The 20,244-nt window shown below is 68.1% G+C and carries 15 protein-coding genes and 1 pseudogene; 9 read left to right on the top strand and 7 right to left on the bottom strand.

The features are described 5' to 3' along the window. Window positions 1–14: 14 nt before the first annotated feature. Genes leuS through EOD73_RS07760 form a run of 5 tightly spaced genes read left to right on the top strand, consistent with a single transcriptional unit; the run spans window position 15 to window position 7,217 of the window. Window positions 15–2,672, top strand: coding sequence for a leucine--tRNA ligase (leuS, locus tag EOD73_RS07780; protein ID WP_127682311.1), 2,658 nt, complete (start codon window positions 15–17; stop codon window positions 2,670–2,672). Further along, window positions 2,672–3,163 (top strand): LPS-assembly lipoprotein LptE, encoded by a 492-nt coding sequence (locus EOD73_RS07775; RefSeq protein WP_127682310.1) that lies wholly within the window; start codon window positions 2,672–2,674, stop codon window positions 3,161–3,163. The genes leuS and EOD73_RS07775 overlap by 1 nt, the downstream gene beginning before the upstream one ends. Window positions 3,164–3,177: 14 nt before the next feature. After that, window positions 3,178–4,251 (top strand): DNA polymerase III subunit delta, encoded by a 1,074-nt coding sequence (holA, locus tag EOD73_RS07770; RefSeq protein ID WP_127682309.1) that lies wholly within the window; start codon window positions 3,178–3,180, stop codon window positions 4,249–4,251. 36 nt (window positions 4,252–4,287) lie between these two features. After that, the gene (locus EOD73_RS07765; RefSeq protein ID WP_127682308.1) at window positions 4,288–4,878 is read left to right on the top strand and encodes a methylamine utilization protein; all 591 of its coding nucleotides are present in this window, start codon (window positions 4,288–4,290) and stop codon (window positions 4,876–4,878) included. Then, the gene (locus EOD73_RS07760) at window positions 4,875–7,217 is read left to right on the top strand and encodes a putative bifunctional diguanylate cyclase/phosphodiesterase (protein WP_164845978.1); all 2,343 of its coding nucleotides are present in this window, start codon (window positions 4,875–4,877) and stop codon (window positions 7,215–7,217) included. The genes EOD73_RS07765 and EOD73_RS07760 overlap by 4 nt, the downstream gene beginning before the upstream one ends. Here EOD73_RS07760 and EOD73_RS07755 read toward each other — a convergent pair whose 3' ends face one another. The 3 genes from EOD73_RS07755 to thiL are packed head-to-tail and all read right to left on the bottom strand — an operon-like array spanning window position 7,218 to window position 9,215. Next, the gene (locus EOD73_RS07755; RefSeq protein WP_127682306.1) at window positions 7,218–7,715 is read right to left on the bottom strand and encodes a CinA family protein; all 498 of its coding nucleotides are present in this window, start codon (window positions 7,713–7,715) and stop codon (window positions 7,218–7,220) included. 4 nt (window positions 7,716–7,719) lie between these two features. Further along, window positions 7,720–8,250: a phosphatidylglycerophosphatase A family protein gene (locus tag EOD73_RS07750; RefSeq protein ID WP_127682305.1), complete on the bottom strand. Its 531-nt coding sequence runs from the start codon at window positions 8,248–8,250 to the stop codon at window positions 7,720–7,722. Next, window positions 8,247–9,215, bottom strand: coding sequence for a thiamine-phosphate kinase (gene thiL / locus EOD73_RS07745; protein ID WP_127682304.1), 969 nt, complete (start codon window positions 9,213–9,215; stop codon window positions 8,247–8,249). Before thiL ends, EOD73_RS07750 begins: the two co-directional genes overlap by 4 nt. 89 nt (window positions 9,216–9,304) lie before the next feature. On the opposite strand from thiL, the gene EOD73_RS07740 reads away from it, so the two are divergent. The 3 genes and pseudogenes from EOD73_RS07740 to EOD73_RS07730 form a co-directional block, all read left to right on the top strand. Then, the gene (locus EOD73_RS07740) at window positions 9,305–11,599 is read left to right on the top strand and encodes an NADP-dependent malic enzyme (RefSeq protein WP_127682303.1); all 2,295 of its coding nucleotides are present in this window, start codon (window positions 9,305–9,307) and stop codon (window positions 11,597–11,599) included. 241 nt (window positions 11,600–11,840) lie between these two features. After that, the gene (locus EOD73_RS07735) at window positions 11,841–12,260 is read left to right on the top strand and encodes a guanyl-specific ribonuclease (RefSeq protein ID WP_375137430.1); all 420 of its coding nucleotides are present in this window, start codon (window positions 11,841–11,843) and stop codon (window positions 12,258–12,260) included. Next, window positions 12,260–12,694, top strand: a pseudogene (locus EOD73_RS07730) (barstar family protein); the annotation flags it as partial. The gene EOD73_RS07735 and the pseudogene EOD73_RS07730, both read left to right, overlap by 1 nt. Before the next feature lie 247 nt (window positions 12,695–12,941). Here EOD73_RS07730 and rsmA read toward each other — a convergent pair. From rsmA to EOD73_RS07715, 3 genes are read right to left on the bottom strand one after another with little or no spacing between them, the layout of a single operon-like run. Further along, window positions 12,942–13,694 (bottom strand): 16S rRNA (adenine(1518)-N(6)/adenine(1519)-N(6))-dimethyltransferase RsmA, encoded by a 753-nt coding sequence (rsmA, locus tag EOD73_RS07725; protein ID WP_127682301.1) that lies wholly within the window; start codon window positions 13,692–13,694, stop codon window positions 12,942–12,944. 9 nt (window positions 13,695–13,703) lie between these two features. Next, window positions 13,704–15,113 carry a peptidylprolyl isomerase gene (locus EOD73_RS07720; protein ID WP_240660625.1) on the bottom strand — a complete coding sequence of 470 codons (1,410 nt, stop codon included), beginning with the start codon at window positions 15,111–15,113 and terminating at the stop codon, window positions 13,704–13,706. Continuing rightward, complete coding sequence (locus EOD73_RS07715) at window positions 15,110–17,539, bottom strand: LPS-assembly protein LptD (protein WP_127682300.1); 2,430 nt, start codon at window positions 17,537–17,539, stop codon at window positions 15,110–15,112. Before EOD73_RS07715 ends, EOD73_RS07720 begins: the two co-directional genes overlap by 4 nt. A 76-nt stretch (window positions 17,540–17,615) precedes the next feature. On the opposite strand from EOD73_RS07715, the gene EOD73_RS07710 reads away from it, so the two are divergent. Next, the gene (locus tag EOD73_RS07710; RefSeq protein WP_127682299.1) at window positions 17,616–18,671 is read left to right on the top strand and encodes an aminoglycoside phosphotransferase family protein; all 1,056 of its coding nucleotides are present in this window, start codon (window positions 17,616–17,618) and stop codon (window positions 18,669–18,671) included. Here EOD73_RS07710 and EOD73_RS07705 read toward each other — a convergent pair whose 3' ends face one another. After that, window positions 18,672–20,156 carry a carboxypeptidase M32 gene (locus EOD73_RS07705; protein ID WP_127682298.1) on the bottom strand — a complete coding sequence of 495 codons (1,485 nt, stop codon included), beginning with the start codon at window positions 20,154–20,156 and terminating at the stop codon, window positions 18,672–18,674. Window positions 20,157–20,244: the final 88 nt, after the last annotated feature.

Raw genomic sequence — 20,244 nt, 5'->3', positions numbered from 1 at the left:
AGAATCTCGCCCCTATGACCGCCGCTGCCAGCCCCACCCCCGAATTCGACCCCCGCGCTTACCAAGCGCGCGCCCACGCCCACTGGAACGCCCGCGACGCCTACCGCGTCACCGAGGACGCCAGCAAGCCCAAGTACTACGCCTGCTCCATGCTGCCCTACCCCAGCGGCAAGCTGCACATGGGCCACGTGCGCAACTACACGATCAACGACATGCTGGCCCGCCAGCTGCGCATGAAGGGCTTCAACGTTCTGATGCCCATGGGCTGGGACGCCTTCGGCCTGCCGGCCGAGAACGCGGCCATGAAGGGCAAGGTGCCGCCCGCCGCCTGGACCTACTCGAACATCGCCCACATGAAGGGCCAGATGCAGGCCATGGGCCTGGCCATCGACTGGAGCCGCGAGGTCGCCACCTGCGATCCGGCCTACTACAAGTGGAACCAGTGGCTGTTCCTGAAAATGCTGGAGGCCGGCATTGCCGAGCGCCGCACGCAGGTGGTGAACTGGGACCCGGTGGACCAAACCGTGCTGGCCAACGAGCAGGTCATCGACGGCCGCGGCTGGCGTTCGGGCGCGCTGGTGGAAAAGCGCGAGATCCCCGGCTACTACCTGAAGATCACACAGTACGCCGAGGAGTTGCTCTCGGCCGTGGCCAACCCCGAAGACCCGAACTACCTGAGCGGCTGGCCCGAGCGCGTGCGGCTGATGCAGGAGAACTGGATCGGCAAGAGCCAGGGCGTGCGCTTCGCGTTCCCGCACGAGATCCGCGGCGCGGACGGCCAGTTGATCCAGGACGGCAAGCTCTACGTCTTCACGACGCGCGCCGACACCGTCATGGGCGTCACCTTCTGCGCCGTGGCCCCCGAGCACCCGCTGGCCGCGCACGCCGCCGCCAGCAACCCGGGCCTGGCCGCCTTCATCGAGGAATGCAAGGCCGGCGGCACCACCGAGGCCGAGCTGGCCACGCAAGAAAAGAAGGGCCAGCGCACGGGCCTCTTCGTCACGCACCCGATCACCGGCGCGCAGGTGGAGGTCTGGGTCGGCAACTACGTGCTGATGAGCTACGGCGATGGCGCCGTGATGGGCGTGCCGGCGCACGACGAGCGCGACTTTGCGTTCGCCAAGAAGTACGGCATCGCCATCCAACAGGTGGTGGCGGTGGAGGGCGAGACCTTCAGCCTGGACGCCTGGGCCGAGTGGTACGGCGACAAGCAGCGCGGTCGCTGCGTGAACTCCGGCGTCTTGGACGGCCTGAGCCACAAGGAGGCCGTGGACAAGGTGGCCGAGTTGGTGGCCGCCAAGGGCCTGGGCGAGAAGAAGACCACCTGGCGCCTGCGCGACTGGGGCATCAGCCGCCAGCGCTACTGGGGTACGCCGATCCCCATCATCCATTGCGACGACTGCGGCGTGGTGCCGGTGCCCGAGAAGGACCTGCCCGTGGTGCTGCCCGAGGACTGCATCCCCGACGGCAGCGGCAACCCGCTGAACAAGTCGGCCGCGTTCTTGAACGTGGGCTGCCCCCAGTGCGGCAAGCCGGCGCGACGCGAGACCGACACGATGGACACCTTCGTGGACTCGTCGTGGTACTTCCTGCGCTACTGCGACCCGAAGAACACCGAGGCCATGGTGGCCGGCGGCACGCAGTACTGGGCGCCGATGGACCAGTACATCGGCGGCATCGAGCACGCCATCCTGCACCTGCTGTACGCGCGTTTCTGGACCAAGGTGATGCGTGACCTGAAGCTGGTGAGCATCAGCGAGCCCTTCACCAAGCTGCTGACCCAAGGCATGGTGCTCAAGGGCGCGTTCTTCCACAAGCCCGAGGGCGGTGGCAAGAACTACTACTGGGACCACGAACTCGACGTCGTCACCAACGAGGCGGGGCAGATCGTCGGCGGCAAGCTCAAGGCCGACGGCACGCCGCTCGAGTACGAGATGACGACCATGTCGAAGTCGAAGAACAACGGCGTGGACCCGCAGGCCTTGATCGACCAGTACGGCGCCGACACGGCCCGCCTGTTCGTCATGTTCGCCAGCCCGCCCGAGCAAACACTGGAATGGAACGACGCCGGCGTGGAAGGCGCCCACCGCTTCCTGAAGCGCGTGTGGAACTTCGCCACCAAGCAGGGTGACCTGCTGCGCGGCGCCGGTCAGGATTTCAGCCAGCTCTCCGCCGAGGCGAAGGCCCTGCGCCGCGAGGTGCACCTGGTGCTGCGCCAGGTCAGCAGCGACTACGAGCGTCTGCAGTTCAACACCGTGGTGTCGGGGGCGATGAAGCTGCTCAACGCGCTGGACGGTTTCAAGTCCACGGCCGCCGCCGACGCCGCGGTGCTGCGCGAAGGCGCCTCCGTGCTGCTGCGCGTTCTCTACCCCGCTTGCCCGCACCTGACCCACGGCCTGTGGGAAGACTTGGGTTTTGCCAGCGCCTTGGGTGACTTGCTCGATGCGCCCTGGCCGCTGGTGGACGAAGCCGCCTTGGTGCAAGACGAGATCGAACTGATGCTGCAGGTGGGCGGCAAGCTGCGCGGCAGCATCAAGGTGCCCGCGGGAGCCGACAAGGCCGCCATCGAGGCCGCGGCCTTGGCCTCGCCCGACTTTTTGAAGTTCAGCCAAGGCGCCGCCCCGAAGAAGGTGGTGGTGGTGCCGGGTCGTCTGGTGAACGTGGTCTTGTGATGCGGCGTCGTGCGCTCGTGCTGGGTGGCGCCGGGGTGGTGGCCGTGTCCGGCTGCGGATTCGCGCCGCGCGGGGCGCCGCGCTTCGAATTCGAGCGGCTGGCCTTGGTGGGTTTCCCCAGCTCCTCGCCGGTTCGGGACGCCTTGGTGCGTGCTCTGAGCAGCCTGCCCATGGGGGTGGTTGCGGCGCCGCAGTCGCAGGTGGTGCTGGAGGTGCAGCGCGAAGAGCACTCCAAGGTGGCCGTGGCCAGCACGGCCGCCGGGCAGGTGCGCGAGTGGCAGTTGCAGCTCGTGATGGAGTACCGGGTCACCACGCCGGGCGACGAGCTCTTGCTGCCGCTGACCCAGATGCGCTTGACCCGCGACCTGACGACGACCGAAGCGATCGCCTTGGCCAAAGAGCGAGAGGAGGCCGAACTGCGTCGGGCCATGGTGCAAGACGCCGTGGCCCTGCTGATGCGTCGCCTCGCGGCCCTCAAGCCCAGCCGCTGAGCCGGAACGCGCGCATGCAAATCAAGCTCGACGGCCTGGCTGCGCACCTGGCGCAAGGCTTGCGGAGCGCCTACACGGTGTGGGGCGACGAGGCGCTGCTGGCCCAGGAGGCCACCGACGCCATCCGCGCGGCGGCCCGGGGGCGGGGCTTCACGGAACGGCAGGTGTTCACCGTGGCCGGCAGCCATTTCGACTGGAGCGCGGTGCAAGCGCAAGCCAGTTCCTTGTCCCTCTTCGCCGAGGCGCAGATCGTGGAGTTGCGCATCCCTGGCGGCAAGCCCGGCAAGGAGGGGGGCGAGGCGATTCAGCGCTTGTGCGAGTCGCTCGGCCCTGAGCTCCTCCTGCTGGTGACCCTGCCTCGACTGGACAAGACCCAGTTGGAGAGTGCCTGGTTCCGTGCGCTGGACGGCGCCGGCATCACCTTGCGGGCCGACCCGATCGAGCGGCGTGCGCTGCCCACTTGGCTGGCACGTCGCGCGCACCAACTGGGCCTGCAGCTGGCCGACGGCGAGGAGGGCCAGCAGGCCCTGCTGCTCTTGGTGGAGCGCGTCGAAGGGAACCTGCTGGCGGCCCAGCAGGAGTTGGAAAAGCTCGCCCTGCTGCGCCCGGACGGCATCCTGGACGTGGCTACCATCGACGAGGCGGTGAGCGACGTGGCCCGCTTCGAGGCCGGTCAATTGAGCGAAGCCTTGTGGGCGGGCGACCTGGCCCGAACCCTGCGGCTCTTGGATGCTTTGCAAGCCGAAGGCGAGGCCGCGGTTCGCCTGCACTGGTTGTTGGCCGACGACGTGCGCGCGCTGCGGCGTGCCGCCCATGCCAAGGCTGGGGGGCAACCCTTGCCGATGGCCTGGCGCGAGGCGCGGGTCTGGGGGCAGCGCGTCCAGGTTTTGGAGCGGGCCCTGCCCAAGATGAGCCCGCGCGCGCTCGATGGTTTGGTGCAGGCGGCGAGCGTGGTGGACGGCTTGTGCAAGGGCCTGCGCGCCCCAGGCTGGCCCGAGGAGCCCTGGGCCGCGTTGCGCCAATGGGTGCTGATGATCCTGGCGGCCCAACGCCCTGCGCAAGCCGCCCGTTTGCACCTCGCGGCCTGAGCTATCGTTGACGCGCACACAAACACGGAGCTGCGCATGGGGGCACGGAGGGTGGCAAGAGCGGTGCTGGGGGCCTTGGGCCTTGCCCTGGGGGCGCAGGCGTGCTTGGCCGCGCCGCTCGTGGTGCAACTGCGCGACCGCCAAGGGGCGCCCGTGGCCGGCGCCGTGGTGGGCCTGGAGCGAGCGGGAGAGCCCAAGTTGGCCAAGGCGGGCACGCAGGCCGAAATGGGCCAGCGCGACCGCCAGTTCGAGCCGCGCTTGCTGGTGGTCCAGACCGGCACCGAGGTTCACTTCCCGAACCACGACAAGGTGCGGCACCACGTTTATTCGTTCTCGCCCACCAAACCCTTTGAGCTCAAGCTCTACTTGGGGAAGGCCGCGCCGCCGGTGAAGTTTGACAAGAGCGGGGTCGTGGCCACGGGCTGCAACATCCACGACCAGATGAGCGCCACCATCGTGGTGCTCGACACGCCGAACTTCGCCATCAGCGACGCCCAGGGGCGCGTGCGATTTGAGCAAGGCGGTCAGGTGTTGCGGGCGTGGCACCCGAAGCTGCCCGATGCGGCCTTGTTGGCCCAGCCGGCCAAGCCTGAAGGGGGCACGCTCGAGTGGGTGTTGCCGCTGTGAGGCGGCGCCCGGCCTTTTTGGACCTGAGGCGCCTGCAAGGGCGCATCGTGGCCCTGTTCTTGGGGCTCTTGCTGGTCATCCAGGTGGCCAACTTTGGCTTCGTTCGCTACGCGCTCGATCGCCAGGCTGAGCGCACTCTCGATGGCGAGTTGGACGTGGGCAGGGGCATCTTGACAATCCTTCTCCAGCAGCGCGCCGCCCGCAAGAGCGCTGCGGTGGAGCTGCTGGCCCAGGACTACGGATTTCGCTCGGCGTTGGGCCAGGGGCTGACGCGCGACGAGGACCTGGCCACCCTGCGTGACGCGCTGGACAACCACGGCAAGCGCATCGGCGCCGACCTGGCGGCCTACTTCGACGTGGGCGGCCGGATGCTGGCCGCCGAAGGGGCGGCGATCGGTCTCCAGGTGCTGAAGTTCGCATCCGACGAGGGCAACGACCTGCAACTGACGGTGATCGAGGGGCAGCTTTACCAATTGGTGCAGGTTCCGGTTCGGGCGCCCTTGGTCATTGGGCACGTGGTGATGGGGTTCAAGCTGGACCGGGACCTGCTTGAGCAGTTGTTGACCCTGACCAACGTGGGAAGCCTCATCCAACTTCGTGGGTCGGGCAGCGTGGCACCTCCCTTGGTCGTGGAGGATGCCCAGTTGGCCTTCCTGCAACAAACGGACGGCTCGGGGGTCGACCGAGATGCCTTGAATTTGCTGGATGCCGACGAGGGCCGGTTGCGCGCGCGGTGGGTGACTTTGTTGCCGGCCAACGCGTCCGCCGGCACTCCGGAAGTGCGAGCGCTGCTGTGGGTGCCGTACCGCCTGACACTCCGATCGTTCAAGGACCTGCAGTTGGCTTTGATCGGTCTGAACGTCTTGGGGATCTTGGCCTTCGCGGTGGGTGCCGTGTTGACGGCCCGGCGCGTCAGTCGCCCCATCCAAGCCTTGGCGCGCTCGGCCGAGCGCCTGGGGGAGGGCGATTACGAGGGCCCGGTGACCGCGTCCTCCGACCTCAGCGAAGTCCAGGAACTGGCCCAGTCGCTCGAGCACATGCGCCTGGGCATTCGCGACCGCGAACGCGAAGTCCAGCGATTGGCGTTTTGGGATCCGCTCACCGGCCTGCCCAACCGCGTGCAGTTCCTGCAGCGCTTGCAGCCCCTGCAGCCGACGGGGCTCTTGATGCTCAACCTCGACCGCTTCAAGCACGTGAACGACGTGCTGGGCCGTGACGTGGGGGACCAGCTCTTGCAGCAGGTGACCCAAAGGCTTCAAGGCTGTGTTGGGGACGAGGCTTTGCTGGCGCGGGTGGGGGGCGACGAATTCGCCATCGCGGTGCCCGGTGGCGAAGAAGCGCCGGCCATGGACTTAGCAAGGCGCGTGCTCGAAGCCTTCGAGGACCCCATGTGCTTGGGCGCGCAAACGGTCGATGTCGGGGCCGCCATCGGCATCGCCCTCGCCCTTCGCCATGCCCGCGAGCCCGAAGGCCTGGTGTCCCGCGCCGAGCAGGCCATGCACGCGGCGAAACGCACGCAAGCCGGGGTCAAGGTGTACGACGACAGCCTCGACGACCGGAGTCGTGCGTCGCTGGGCTTGCTCTCCGAGTTGCGCCAGGCGGTGGAACACCACGAGTTGCGGCTCTACCTGCAGCCCAAACTGAACTTGCGCTCGCAGCGCGTGGAGGGGGCCGAGGCCCTCGTGCGCTGGCAGCACCCGGTGCGCGGTTTGGTGCCGCCGGGCTTGTTCATCCCTTTTGCCGAGCAGACCGGTTTCATCCGCGAGCTGTCCCGCTGGATGCTGATCGAGTCGCTGCGGTTTGCGGTGCAGGCGCGTGCGCAGGGCGAGGTCCTGCGCATCAGCGTCAACCTGTCGACCCGCGACCTGCTCGATGCCGATCTGCCGGGCAAGATCCAGGCTTGGTTGGCCGCCGAAGGCGGCGACCCCAGCCTGCTGTGCCTGGAGATCACCGAAAGCGCCATCATGGACGACCCGGCGCGAGCCCTGGCCACGGCGAAAGACTTGGCGCAGCAAGGGTTCAAGCTGTCCATCGACGACTTCGGCACCGGCTACTCGTCCTTGGCCTACCTGAAGCAACTGCCGGTGCGCGAACTGAAGATCGACCAAAGCTTCGTCTTCGGCATGGAGGCCGACGAGGGCGATCGGGAGATCGTGCGCTCCACCATCAACCTGGCCCACAACCTCAAGAAGTCGGTGGTCGCCGAAGGCATCGAAACCCAGGGCGCTTTGGACCTCTTGGCGGCCATGGGCTGCGACGAGGCGCAGGGCTATTTCATCGCCAAGCCCATGCCGGCCGACCAGTTCCTGGCCTGGGCCCGCGCACGGGCCCAGGGCTGATCAAGCGTCCTGCTCTTCCACCGCGTCGGCCAAGGCCATGAGGCCGGCGCGCACGGTGGCCATGCGGACCGCTTGGCGCGTGCCCGGGAACTGCTCGCGCCACACCCGCAGCAGGCGTCCGTTGTGCGCCAGGGCCAGCCAGACGGTGCCCACCGGCTTGTCCGCACTGCCGCCTGTGGGCCCTGCGATCCCAGTCACGGCCAGTGCCCAGTCCAGCGGTGCGTGTGCGAGCAATCCCCGCGCCATGTGGCCAGCGACCGCCTCGCTCACCGACCCGTGCAGAGCGATCAGGGCCGGTGGCACCCCCAGCAACTCGGTCTTGGCCTGGTCGCTGTAGCTGATCACGCCGCGCTCGAACCACTGGCTCGAGCCCGACAACGAGGTGCAGGCCGCACCGATCAGGCCGCCGGTGCAACTCTCGGCCACGCCCATGCACTCCTTGCGCCGAATCAAGGCCACGGCGATGCGTTGGATCAGGTCGGTGTCGTCGCTGAACATGGCTTCATCTCCCCAAGGCGGAATGCAGGGCCACGCCAAGGGCCCAGGCGAACAGGGTACAGCCGGCGGCCACGAAGTCGTCCACGAGGATGCCCCAGCCTTGGGCCCAGCCGATGGGGGCGCCGCGCTCGGCCTTGAACAAGCGGTCGGCCCAGCCCACGGGGCCCGGCTTGGCCGCGTCAAAGAAGCGGAACAGCGCGAACAGCAGCGTTTGCTGCCAAAGCAGCGCGGGTTGCGCCACCCACAGCACGAGCCAGAAGGCCAGCACCTCGTCCCACACGATGCTGCCGGGATCGGCCACGCCCAGGTGCTGCGCGCAGCGGGTGCAAGCCCAGGCGCCGACGAGGGTGCCGATCAGCACGATCCAGCCCCAAGGCTGCGGCCCCAAGAAACGCTCCAACGCCAAAAACGCCGCCCAGGCCCACAGCGTGCCCACCGTGCCCGGGGCTTTGGGGGCGAGGCCGGCGCCAAACCCCAGCGCGATCCAGCGCGCGGGGTGGCGGGCCATGAAGCCGAAGGTGGGCTGCGCGATCATGGGTTGCGGAAGTGGTCGAAGCTCGCGCCGGGGGCAGGTACGGGCTGGCCTTGGGCATCCACGCAGCTCAGGCCGGGCTCGGCGGTGATGCGACCGATGCGGGTCACGGGGGTGTCGCTGCGTGCGGCGGCAGCGCGCACCGCGTCATCGCCGTCGGCCGGCGCGGTGAACACCAGCTCGTAGTCGTCGCCCCCTGTCAGCGTGCACAGGCGTTGCAGGTCCAAGGGCTGGGCCGCCAGGTGAGCGCCTCGCGGCAGTGCATCGGCTTGCAACTCGGCGCCGACGTCGGATGCCGCCAAAACATGCGCGAGGTCCCCCAGCAAGCCGTCGGACACGTCGACGGCGCTGGTGGCCAGTCCCCGCAAGGCTTGCCCCAGCGCCACGCGCGGCGTCGGGCGTTCCATGCGCAGTCGGGTGGCGGCGAAGGCCTCGCCGGTCAGGGCGACCGTGCCGCGAAACGCCTCCAGCGCCAAACGGGCGTCGCCGAGGGTACCGCTGACCCACAGCGTGTCGCCGGGCTGGGCGCCGCTGCGCAGGAGGGCCTGGCCCGCCGGGGCTTCGCCCATGGCGGTGATGCACAGGTTCAACGGACCGGCCGTGGTGTCGCCCCCGGCCAAGGCGACGCCATGGGCGTCGGCCAACTGGAACAGCCCGCGGGCGAAGGCCTCGAGCCACGCCGCATCGGCCCGGGGCAGCGCCAGGGCTAGGAACACGGCGCGTGGTGTGGCGCCGCAGGCGGCGAGGTCGCTGAGGTTGACCGCCAAGGCCTTGTGGCCCAGGGCTTCCGGGTCGACGGTGGACAGGAAGTGACGCCCCTCGACCAGCATGTCGGTGCTCACCAGCCATTGGTGGCCCGGGGAGGGCGCCAGCACCGCGCAGTCGTCGCCCACGCCGTGCACCACGCCCGCGTGGGCGGTCGGGCGGTCGAAAAAGCGACGGATCAGTTCGAATTCACCGAGGGCCATACCGGCATGCGGGCTTGGCATGAAAGAAGGGCGGCATCGTAGGGGCTTGCGGCACACTCAGTGCCCCTCGCGAACCACTGCGCTCAGCCATGCCGTCCACCGAAGAACAACGCGCCCAACTCCGCCAAGCCGCCCTGGAGTACCACGAGTTCCCAACGCCGGGGAAGCTGGCGATCTCGGCCACCAAGTCCTTGGTGAACCAACGCGACCTGGCCCTGGCCTACTCGCCCGGCGTGGCCGCGGCTTGCGAAGCCATCGTCGACGACCCGTCGTCGATCTTCCGCTACACCGCCCGTGGCAACTTGGTGGCCGTGGTCACCAACGGGACTGCGGTGCTGGGCCTGGGTGACATCGGGCCCGAGGCCGCCAAGCCGGTGATGGAGGGCAAGGCGGTCCTGTTCAAGAAGTTCGCCGGGATCGATGTGTTCGACATCGAACTGCGCGAGCGCGACCCCAAGAAGCTGGTGGAGATCATCGCGGCCTTGGAGCCGACCTTCGGAGGCATCAACCTCGAAGACATCAAGGCGCCCGATTGCTTCGAGGTGGAGCGGGCCTTGCGTTCGCGCATGAAGATTCCCGTCTTCCACGACGACCAGCATGGCACCGCCATCGTGGTGGGGGCGGCCTTGATGAACGGCTTGAAGGTGGTGGGCAAGAAGCTCGACGAGATCAAGCTCGTGACCAGCGGTGCCGGCGCCGCCGCATTGGCTTGCTTGAACCTGTTGGTGAAGCTGGGGGTGCCTCGCCACAACATTTGGGTGACCGATTTGGCGGGCGTCGTCTACGAAGGACGCACCGAGCTGATGGACCCGGACAAGGTGCAGTTCGCCCAGAAGACCGATGCGCGCAAGTTGGCCGAGGTCATCCAAGACGCCGACGTGTTCCTCGGTCTGTCGGCCGGCGGCGTGCTCAAGCCCGACATGGTCAAGGCCATGGGGCCTCGCCCTTTGATCTTGGCATTGGCCAACCCCACGCCGGAAATCCTGCCCGAAGAGGTGGCGGCGGTGCGCGACGACGCCATCATGGCCACGGGTCGCAGCGACTACCCCAACCAGGTCAACAACGTCTTGTGCTTCCCGTACATCTTCCGGGGCGCGTTGGACAGCGGTGCGACCACCATCACCGATGAGATGGAAGTGGCCGCGGTGCATGCCATCGCGGAATTGGCGCAGGCGGAGCAGAGCGAGGTGGTGGCGGCCGCGTACGCCGGCGCTTCGCTGAGCTTCGGGCCCGAGTACCTGATCCCCAAGCCCTTCGATCCGCGCTTGATGATGCGCATCGCCCCGGCCGTGGCCCAGGCGGCGATGGACAGCGGCGTGGCCCAACGCCCGATCGCCGACTTCGACGCCTACCGGGAAAAGCTGCAAAGCTTCGTCTACGCCAGTGGCACGACGATGAAGCCCATCTTCAGCATCGCCAAGCGGGCCAAGGCCAAGCGGGTCGTGTACGCCGAGGGCGAGGACGAGCGCGTGCTGCGGGCTGTCCAGGTCGTGGTGGACGAGGGCCTGGCCCAGCCCATCCTCGTGGGCCGCCCGGCGGTGATCGAGAAGCGCTGCGAGCGCTTTGGCCTGCGGGTTCGTCCGGGCAAGGAGTTCGAGGTCTGCAACATCGAGAACGACCCGCGCTACCGGGACTTTTGGCAGACCTACCACCGCATGGGCGAGCGCAAGGGCATCACCGAGCAGTTGGCCAAGATCGAGATGCGCCGGCGCCTGACCTTGGTCAGCGCCATGTTGCTGCACAAGGGTGAGGCCGATGGCATGTTGTGTGGCACGTGGCACAGCACGGCCAACCACTTGGCCTACATCGACCAGATCATCGGCAAGCGCGCGGGCGTCAACACCTACGCCTGCATGAACGGTCTGGTGCTGCCCGGCCGGCAGGTCATGCTGGTCGACACGCACATCAACTACGACCCGACGGCGGCGCAGTTGGCCGAGATCACGATCATGGCGGCGGAGGAAATGCGCCGCTTCGGCTTGCGGCCCAAGGCGGCCTTGCTCAGCCACAGCAACTTCGGCTCGAGCAACCAGCCGTCGGCGCTCAAGATGCGCGAGACCCTGGCCCTGCTCCACGACCAAGCCCCATGGCTGGAGGTGGACGGCGAGATGCACGGCGACACCGCCCTGGATGCCGACTACCGTGCCAAGCTCATGCCCCGCAGCACCCTGTCGGGCGAAGCGAACTTGTTGGTGCTGCCCAACATCGATGCGGCCAACATCGCCTACAACTTGTTGAAAACGGCGGCCGGCGGCGGCATTGCCATCGGCCCGGTGCTGCTCGGGGCGGCCAAGCCTGTGCACATCCTGACGCCCAGCGCCACCGTGCGGCGCATCGTCAACTTGACGGCCTTGACCGTGGCCGATGCCAACGCCAGCCGCTGAAATTCACGATGCGAAAGCCGTGCCAAGGGTGTTTTCCCGGGGGCGTTATCGGCGCTTCGCTCAAAAAGTTTGCATCTCGATGTGACGATGACTTTCACCTCGTAAGCTTTTTGAATCAAAGGTTTACGTGCATGTGAGTGCCCGCAAACGACGAAGACTGCCCCGGTTTGTCCGGGGTGTTTGGGCTTGAGCTTTCGGGGCGATTTCGGTACCATTTGCGCCTTCATTTGAGGGTAAACCCGTGGCACCGTCGGTCGATCAGTCGCAGCGTTCAGGGTGGGGTCAACGCCTCACCCAGGGCCTCGCGGCCTTGGCTTTGGGCCTGTCCCTGGGGGCGGTGGCGGCGCGCGAGTCGCCGGCCCCGTCGATGCCCACGGTGGCGCTGTCGGCCTTGCCGACCCAAGCGCAGCGGACCCACCAACTGATCCTGGCCGGAGGGCCCTTCCCCTACGCCAAAGACGGCACCGTGTTTGGCAACCGGGAGCGCTTGTTGCCAGCGCAGCCCCGAGGCCACTACCGCGAGTACACCGTGCGCACGCCGGGCGCACGCAACCGGGGCGCGCGCCGGTTGGTCTGTGGTGGGGTGCCGCCCACCCGGCCGCAAGTTTGTTACTACACCGAGGACCACTACGCCAGCTTCCGCCAGGTGCTGACGAACTGATGGCGCCCACCCCCGTTCTTTCTCGAGTCCCAGAGGTAGCTTCCATGCTGTTGCAATCCATTCGCCCCAATTCGGTGCAGTCGATCCGGGCCCACCGGCCGGAAGACCTGTTGCAAGCGGCCCAAGAGGCCGGTCAGCATTTCCTGTACGCCAACCTGGCCGACGCGCCGTCGAAGCAAGACGTGCTGGAGCGCATCGCGGCGGGCTTCTTGTTCCCCGAGCACTTCGGCAAGAACCTGGACGCCTTGTACGACTGCATGACGGACCTGGTGCACAAGTCGGGTCCGCAACCCGGCTTCGTGGTGGTGTTGGAGCAATTGCCCGACAACAGCAAGTTCGACCGTGAGAGCCGCGAGCAACTGTTGGACGTGTTCCGTGAGGCGGCCGACTACTGGGGCGACCGCCGCGTGCAGTTCCGCTGCTTCTACTCGTTCCAGTACCCGGCCCAAGAAGCGGGCATCTGGGAAACGCGGACCCTGGAGCCGCAAACCCCGCCGGAAAAGCCCCTGCCCAAGAGCGCGGCTGCCAAGGCGGGTGGCAATCCCAACTTCGGCCTGAACATGCCGCTGATGTGCTCGGCCTTCGACACCTCGGCTTGGCTCAACGCGGCCTGACCGGCGGCTCTCCGAACGAAAAGGGCGCCCATGGGGCGCCCTTTTGATTTTTGGCGTCGAAGCGCGCTCAGAGCGACTGCGCCAAGGCGACGAATTCGGCCACCGGCACCTCTTCTGCTCGGCGCTGAACGTCGAAATGGCCCGCGAAGCCCCGGGCGTCGAGCCAACGGCCCAGGCTGTGGCGCAGCAGCTTGCGGCGCTGGCTGAAGGCCACTTGGACCAGTTCCTCCAGCAGCGACGCGTTGACGCCGGACGGCGTGGCGTGGGGCGTCATGCGCACGATGGCCGACATCACGCGGGGCGGTGGATCGAAGGCCTCGGGAGGGACGTCGAACAGGGCTTCGACGTCGTAGCGCCATTGCAGCATCACGCTCAGGCGCCCGTAGTCCTTGCTGCCCGGCCCCGCGGCCATGCGGTCCACCACTTCCTTTTGCAGCATGAAGTGCTGGTCGATCACCCGGTGCGCGAACGGCAGCAGGTGGAACAGGATGGGGGAGCTGATGTTGTAGGGCAGGTTGCCCACCACCCGCAGGCGATCGGGCAGGGCACTGGCGAAGTCCACCCGCAGCACGTCGCTTTCGATGACCGTGAGGTGGGGGTGTTGCCGAAGCCGCGCGGCCAAATCGCGGTCCAACTCGATGACGGTTAGTGCTCCGAGTCGCTCGACCAGCGGCTGCGTCATGGCCGCCAGCCCGGGCCCGATTTCGACCATGGCGTCGCCCGGTCGCGGGTCGATCGCCCGCACGATGGCGTCGATGACGCCCGTGTCGGTCAGGAAGTGCTGGCCGAAGCGCTTGCGGGCTTGGTGCGGTGCGCTCAAGCCCAGGCCTCAGTCGTTCGCTTCGGTGTCACGCAGCTCGACAAAGGCCTTGTCGCGCAGGTCCTTGACCCATTCTTTGTACGCCGTTTCGAACTTGCGCTCGCGCAGCACGCCGCGGGCCTGGTCGCGCAGCTTTTGCGGGTCGATCTTGGTCTCGCGGCGCTCCAGCACCTGGATCAAGTGGATGCCGAAACGCGACTGCACCGGCTCCGAAATGCCGTTCAGCGGCAAGGCGTCCATGGCCGCTTCGAACTCCGGCACGAAATTGCCCGGCGGGGCCCAGCCCAGGTCGCCGCCGTTGGCGGCCGTGCCGTCCTCCGAGTACTCCTTGGCCAGGTCTTCGAACTTGGCGCGCCCGACTTCGATGGCGCGCTTGGCTTCGGCCAAGCGACGGGCCACTTGCTCGGGCGGCAGGCGATCGCTGGGGCGCAGCAGGATGTGCCGCGCCCGGGTCTCGGTCACCACGTTGGCATCGGCACTGGCTTGCCGTTCGATCAGCTTGAGCACGTGGTAGCCGGCCTCGCTGACCACCAACTCGGGGCTCACCTGGCCGGGGGCCAAGTTGGCCACCGCTTTGACGAACAGGTCGGGCAAGCGGTTGGCGGCGCGCAGGCCGATCTCACCGCCGCGATCGCGGTTGGCGTCGTCGCTCAGTTCCTTGGACACCGCCGTGAAGTTCTCGCCCGAGCGCACGCGGGTCAGCGCCAGGGTTGCTTTTTGCTTGCGGGCCTCGCGCTCCGCGGCCGAGGCATCGGAGGGCACGGGCACGAGGATCTGCGCGATGTTCAGCGGCGCGTTGGTCCGCGCAGCGGCTTGACGCTCTTCCAGGTAGGTGTCGATCTCGCCGTCGGTCACGCGGATGCGGCTGACCACCTCGCGGTCGCGCACCCGCTCTTGCAGCATCTGATCCCGCATGTTTTCGCGGAAGCGCTTCACGTCGATGCCATCGGCCTTCAACCGTTCGATCAACTGCGGCATGGTCAAGCGGTTCTGGACCGCCACGTTGGCCACCACGCGGTCGAGTTCGGGTTCGTCCACGCGCGCACCGCTGTCGCGGGCGTAGGTCACCAACACGCGCTCTTCGATCAGTTGTTCGCGTGCGGCTTCGCGGGCGCTCAGCAGGTCGGGTGCCGGCTGGCCGCTGCGACGGGCTTCGTCGCGCAGGCGCTCGGCGCGCCCGGCGATCTCGCCCGCGGTGACCACCTCGCTGTTGACCACCACGGCGATGTGGTCGCCTGGGATGCGCCGCGCGCGCGCGGCGGCCTCTTCGGCGGCCGCGGCGGCGGGCGTGGGCCCGCTGCGGGTGTCGAGGGCGGGCTTGGCGTTGGCCGGTTGGGCGTTCGCCGGGCCGGTGCCCATTGCCAGGGTCAAGGCCAGGGAAGCGGCCAGCGCCAAAGCGCTCATGCGGAACAGGGTCATGGGGTCGCGGGGAGGCCGTCGTCGCTGGCCAGAGGGCGGTAACCGGGCACATTGTCCCTCAGGACCTTGAGCGCATTGGCGCCCAAGCGGGACAGGCCGACCAGTTCGAGTTGGATGAGGAAGCGGGTGTTGGCCTGGCTCAGGCCGGTGGACAGGCGCTCGACCCCCATGCGAAGCACCCAGCAGCCGGAGTTGTACTCCAGGCCCAACAGGGAATCGGTGACGCGGCTCTCGCGCATGCTGTACTGCACCCGTCCGGCGCTGTACCAGCGACCTTGGCAGCTTTGCCCGCTGGCGGAGACGCCTTGGCGTCCGGCCAACGGCCATTGCCAGGCCAAGTCGAGTTGTTCCGATTGGTCTCGCTGGAAGCGGTAGGCCAAGCTCACGGTCCGGTAGGGGCCCGGGTTGTATCGGGCGCGGAGCACCGAGCGCACACTGCGTTGGTTGTCGGGGTTGAATTGGACCGCGCCGTCGAGGTACCACGGGTCCCGCAGGTGGGCCGCGCCCGTGAGCAGCATGTCGGAGAAGCGCCGCGAATCTGGGATCGGGCTCAGGCGCTGGGTGCGGAACTGGTAGCGCTGCACCAGGCCCAAACGCAGCAGTTCTTCGCCGTTCTGGGGGCTTAGCCAACGGCTGACCGCCCCGAAGGCCAGTTGCCGGGCATCGGCCACCCGGTCGACCCCCGTGAACGGGTTGATCGCGTACAGGGACTCGACGTTGAAGTCGCGCTCGGCGCTGTCGAAGTTCGGCAGGTTCTCTTGGGCGCGGTACGGCGTGTTCACGAACAAAAGGCGCGGCTCCAGGCTTTGCAGCATGGGGCGTCCGAACAGCGCCGTGTCGCGTTCGAAGGCCAGGCCGGCGTCGATCGAGAAGGTTGGCACCACGCGGTCGGCCCGGGTGCGGCCGTCGGCGAGCGGGGTTTTGACCCGGTACGCCGCCGCGTTGAGGTCCAGGCGAGGAATCAGCCACCAGGCCGGGTCCAGCACGGGCAAGGCCAGGTGGGCCAGGGCGTGCAGGCGTTCGCCTTCGGGCGACTGCGACGCCAAGGCCGCGGCGGGCAGGCTGAAGCGGTTGAACTCCAGTTCCAACCCGCCCTCCAGGCGGGGCCGGTGCTGACGGGGCATGAAGCCCGCGAGCAAGCCCAGTTCGCCCCGGCTGCTGAGGCGCAAGCCCACCTGAGGATCGCGCTGGTAGGGGGCCACGATTTGCGTGCCCAACTCCGTGGTCTGGAGCACCTGCCAGCGCTGCACGCGGGCATAGGCCTGCCAATCGAGCGCCTCGCCCCAGCCGCCGCGTTGCGCCAATTGCAGGTCGCTCGAAAGCAGCCGCGGCGTGGGACTGGCGATGCGGCGCCGCAGGTCCTTCCAGTAGTCGTCGTCGCTGACCCGCTCGGTGGCCCAGCGCAGGTCCAAGCCCGGCCAGGGCGCCGCTTGACCCGAGAGGCGCAGCGCCCAGCGGTCGTCGCCGCGAACGCGGTCGTGCGGGAGCCACGACCCTTGCAATTCGCCCGAGCCCCAGGGGCTCAATCCGCGGACCTCGCCGTCGGCGCCGAACCCCCGTCGGGTCATGACGAAGGGGGTCAAGGTGGCGTCGGCGTTGTCGGCCAGGTTGAAGTAGTACGGGACGGCCAGTTCGAAACCGCTGCGGTTGTCGGCCCCAATGTGGGGCGGAAGCCAGCCGGACCGGCGCTGGTCGCCCAGCGGGAAGGAAAACGAGGGGGCGGCCAACAAAGGCACGCCCATGAAGCGCAGCACGGCCCCTTCGGCGCGGCCTTCGTTGCGCGCCAGGTCCAACTCGAGTCGGTCGGTGCGCAACTCCCAGTCGGGGGCCACGGGCTGCCCTTGCTCGTCGACGCGCGGGCAACTGGAGTACGAGGCGGCATCGGCGCGCATGCGCTGCTCGCCCAAAAAGTCCAGGCGTTGCGCCTGTCCGCTGCCCCCGGTTTGCGCGATGCGGTACGTCGGCGCCAGTAACTCGCCCAAGAAGGCGTCCAACTCCAGGCGGAGTGCGCGCCCTTGGATGTGGCTGCCGAGGTGTTCGATCTGGACCTCGCCTGGCGCCACCACCTCGGTGCGCGTTTCGTTCATTTGCAGCGCCTCGGTGCGCAGCAGGGTGTCGCCGTAGCGAAGTTCCACGCCCCCTTCGGCACGCACGGACTTGCCCAACTCGGCCGTGCTGCGATCGGCTTTCAAGACCATCGCCTTGTCGCGCTCCTTGCCAGGCACGGAGGGTGCCGATCGCGGCGCGCTGCCCTTGATCAGGCGCAGAGGCGCATCTGCATCTGCCGGGGTAGGCGCTTGGGCCCAGGCCGAGGCCACCCAGCAGCAAGCAGCGGCCACCGGCAGCAGGCGTCGGGCGGAACGGGGCCAGGGGGTGCCGCGAAAGGGCAGGGCGCCCGGGGCGCCAGAGGGGAGGAGGCGTGGCATTTCTAAAATCGATTATCCCCAGCGCGGTTCACCGTCCCCGGCCGCGTGGCCCTCCTGATTTTTGGTGCCCCCTCCCATGACCCTTTCTGCGTGGTTCGAGCCCGACCGCGAGGCGCAGCTTCTTGCTTGGCTGCGCGGCCTGCCCGCGGGCCTCGGCCTGGCCCTGGATGGCCTGCACGTGGCGGCCAGCGATGCCAGCCCCCGCCGTTACTGGCGCCTGCCGCTGGCCGATGGGCGCAGTGCCATCGTGATGGACGCGCCCACGGCCCACAACGACCTCGCACCGTTTTGCGATGTCCAAGAGCGCCTGCTGCGGGCCGGCTTGTCGGCCCCGATGAACCTGGCCGCCGACCCGTCCCAGGGCTTTTTGCTGATGACCGACCTGGGGGCCAGCACCTACCTGCCGGCGCTGCAGGCCGCGCAGGCCGGGCAGGGCAACGCCGAGTCGCTGATGCGCGCGGCCATTGCGACCCTGGTGCGACTGCAACGGGAAGGCGACGCCGAGGGATTGCCGCCCTATGACGAAGCCTTGATTCGCCGTGAGCTGCAGTTGTTCCCGGACTGGTGCGTTCGGCGCGAGTTTGGGCAGGCCTGGGATGCCACGCAGCAGCGGCATTGGGAGTCGGTCTGTGGCGCCCTGGTCGGCGCGTTCGCCGAGCAGCCACAGGTGCTTGTGCACCGCGATTTCATGCCGCGCAACCTCATGCTCCCGCCCACCGAGGGCGCGGCTCCCGGCGTGCTGGACTTCCAAGATGCCGTGCGCGGCCCGGCGGGCTACGACATCGCTTCCCTGCTGCGCGATGCCTTTGTCAGTTGGGACGAAGCGCAAGAGTTGGACTGGGCCATCCGCTACTGGGAGCAGGCCCGCAAGGCCGGCATCGATTGGGACGAGGACTTCGGCCAGGTGTGGCGACGCATCGAGTGGACGGCACTGCAGCGCCACCTCAAGGTGCTCGGCATTTTCTGCCGCCTGAAGCACCGCGACGGCAAGCCGGCCTACGCCGAAGACCTGCCGCGCTTCTTCGCTTACGCCACCAAAACCGCCATGCGGTACCGCGAGTTGGCGCCGCTGGTGCCCCTTCTCGAGGCGCTGCGCCCCGGCCTCACGGCCGTGGGCGTCACGATGCGCTGATCAGAGGTAGCGCGCTTCCAAGTGCGCCCGAAAGTGCGCCGGGTTCAGCGGCTCGCCGCTGGCCCGTTGCACCAGTTCCGGCGTGCTCCGGCGGCTGCCTTGGCTCCAGACCTTGGCTTTGAGCCAGTCGAACACCGGGATCAGGTCGCCGCGCGCGATGCGGTCGTCCAGGTCGGGCATTTCGCGGCGCATGGTGGCGAACCACTGCGCGGCGTACATGGCGCCCAGCGTGTAGCAGGGGAAGTAGCCGAATAGGCCGGCCGACCAGTGCACGTCCTGCATGCAGCCGTTGGTGTAGTTGCCCTCGGTAGAAAGTCCAAGCAGCTCGGTCATCTTGGCGTGCCACAGCGCGGGGATGTCCTCGCACTCGATCTCGCCTTCGATCAGCGCCCGCTCGATCTCGTAACGCAGGATCACGTGGGCAGGGTAGGTCACCTCGTCGGCATCGACGCGGATGTAGCCCGGCTTCACGCGGGTCAGCAGTTGGTGCAGGTTGTCGGCCTCGAAGGCGGGCTGGGCGCCCAAGTGCCGCTGCAGCAGCGGCGCCAGTTGCCGGGCGAAGCCGGGGTGGCTGCCCAGTTGCATCTCGAACGACAGACTTTGGCTTTCGTGGATGCCCATCGAGCGGGCTTCCGCCACGGGCAGGCCCAGCCACTCGCGCGGCAGGTTTTGCTCGTAGCGGCCGTGGCCGGTTTCGTGGATCACGCCCATCAGCGCGGGCAGGCAGTCGTCCTCGCGGTAGCGCGTGGTCATGCGCACGTCCTCGGGCACGCCGCCGCAGAAGGGGTGGGCCGATTCGTCCAGGCGGCCGGCCTCGAAGTCAAAGCCCATCAACTGCATCGCGGCCAAGCCCAGCTCGCGCTGGGCGCTCTTGGGGAACGGGCCTTCGGGACGCAACACGGCCTCGGTCGATTGCTTAACCATCACGCGTTGGATCAGGCTGGGCAGCCACTGGCGCAGGTCACCGAACACGCGGTCGATGTCGGCGCTGCGCATGCCCGGCTCGTAGCGGTCCAGCAGCGCGTCGTACTTGCTCAGACCTTGGGCCTCGGACAAGCGGCTGGCCATTTCCCGTTGCAAGCGCACCACTTCCTTCAGGTTGGGCAGGAAGCCGCTCCAGTCGTTGGCCGGACGTTGCGTGCGCCAAGCGTGCTCGCAGTGCGAGGTGGCCAAGCTGATGGCCTCGACCAGCGAAGGTGGCAGCGCGTTGCGCGCATCCCAAGCGCGCCGCATTTCGCGCAGCGAATCGCGCTCGAAGTCGCTCAGGGGCTCGGCGGCGGCTTCGTCCAGCCAGGTCTTGAGCTCCGGCGCCGTGCCCATCTCGTGCAGCAGCCCGCCGACTTCGGCCAGCGCCGCGGCGCGGGCATCGTTGCCCTTGGGGGGCATGAAGGCCGACTGGTCCCAGGCGGCGATCGATTGCAAGTGGCCCAGGCGGTGCATGCGGAGGTGGCGCTGGACGAGTCGTTCGTAGGCGGGGTTGCTCATGGGGGCGATAGAAAGGACGCAGAGGGCAGGATTGTCGTCAGCACGGTGACCCTGATTCGCTGGATTGGCAATCGGGGGAAGTCGGCGC

The organism is Inhella crocodyli, from assembly GCF_004004565.1.
In the GTDB taxonomy this organism is placed as follows: domain Bacteria; phylum Pseudomonadota; class Gammaproteobacteria; order Burkholderiales; family Burkholderiaceae_C; genus Inhella; species Inhella crocodyli.
The sequence above is the reverse complement of the archived record's forward strand: the minus strand, read 5'-3'. Positions and strand labels throughout refer to the sequence as shown.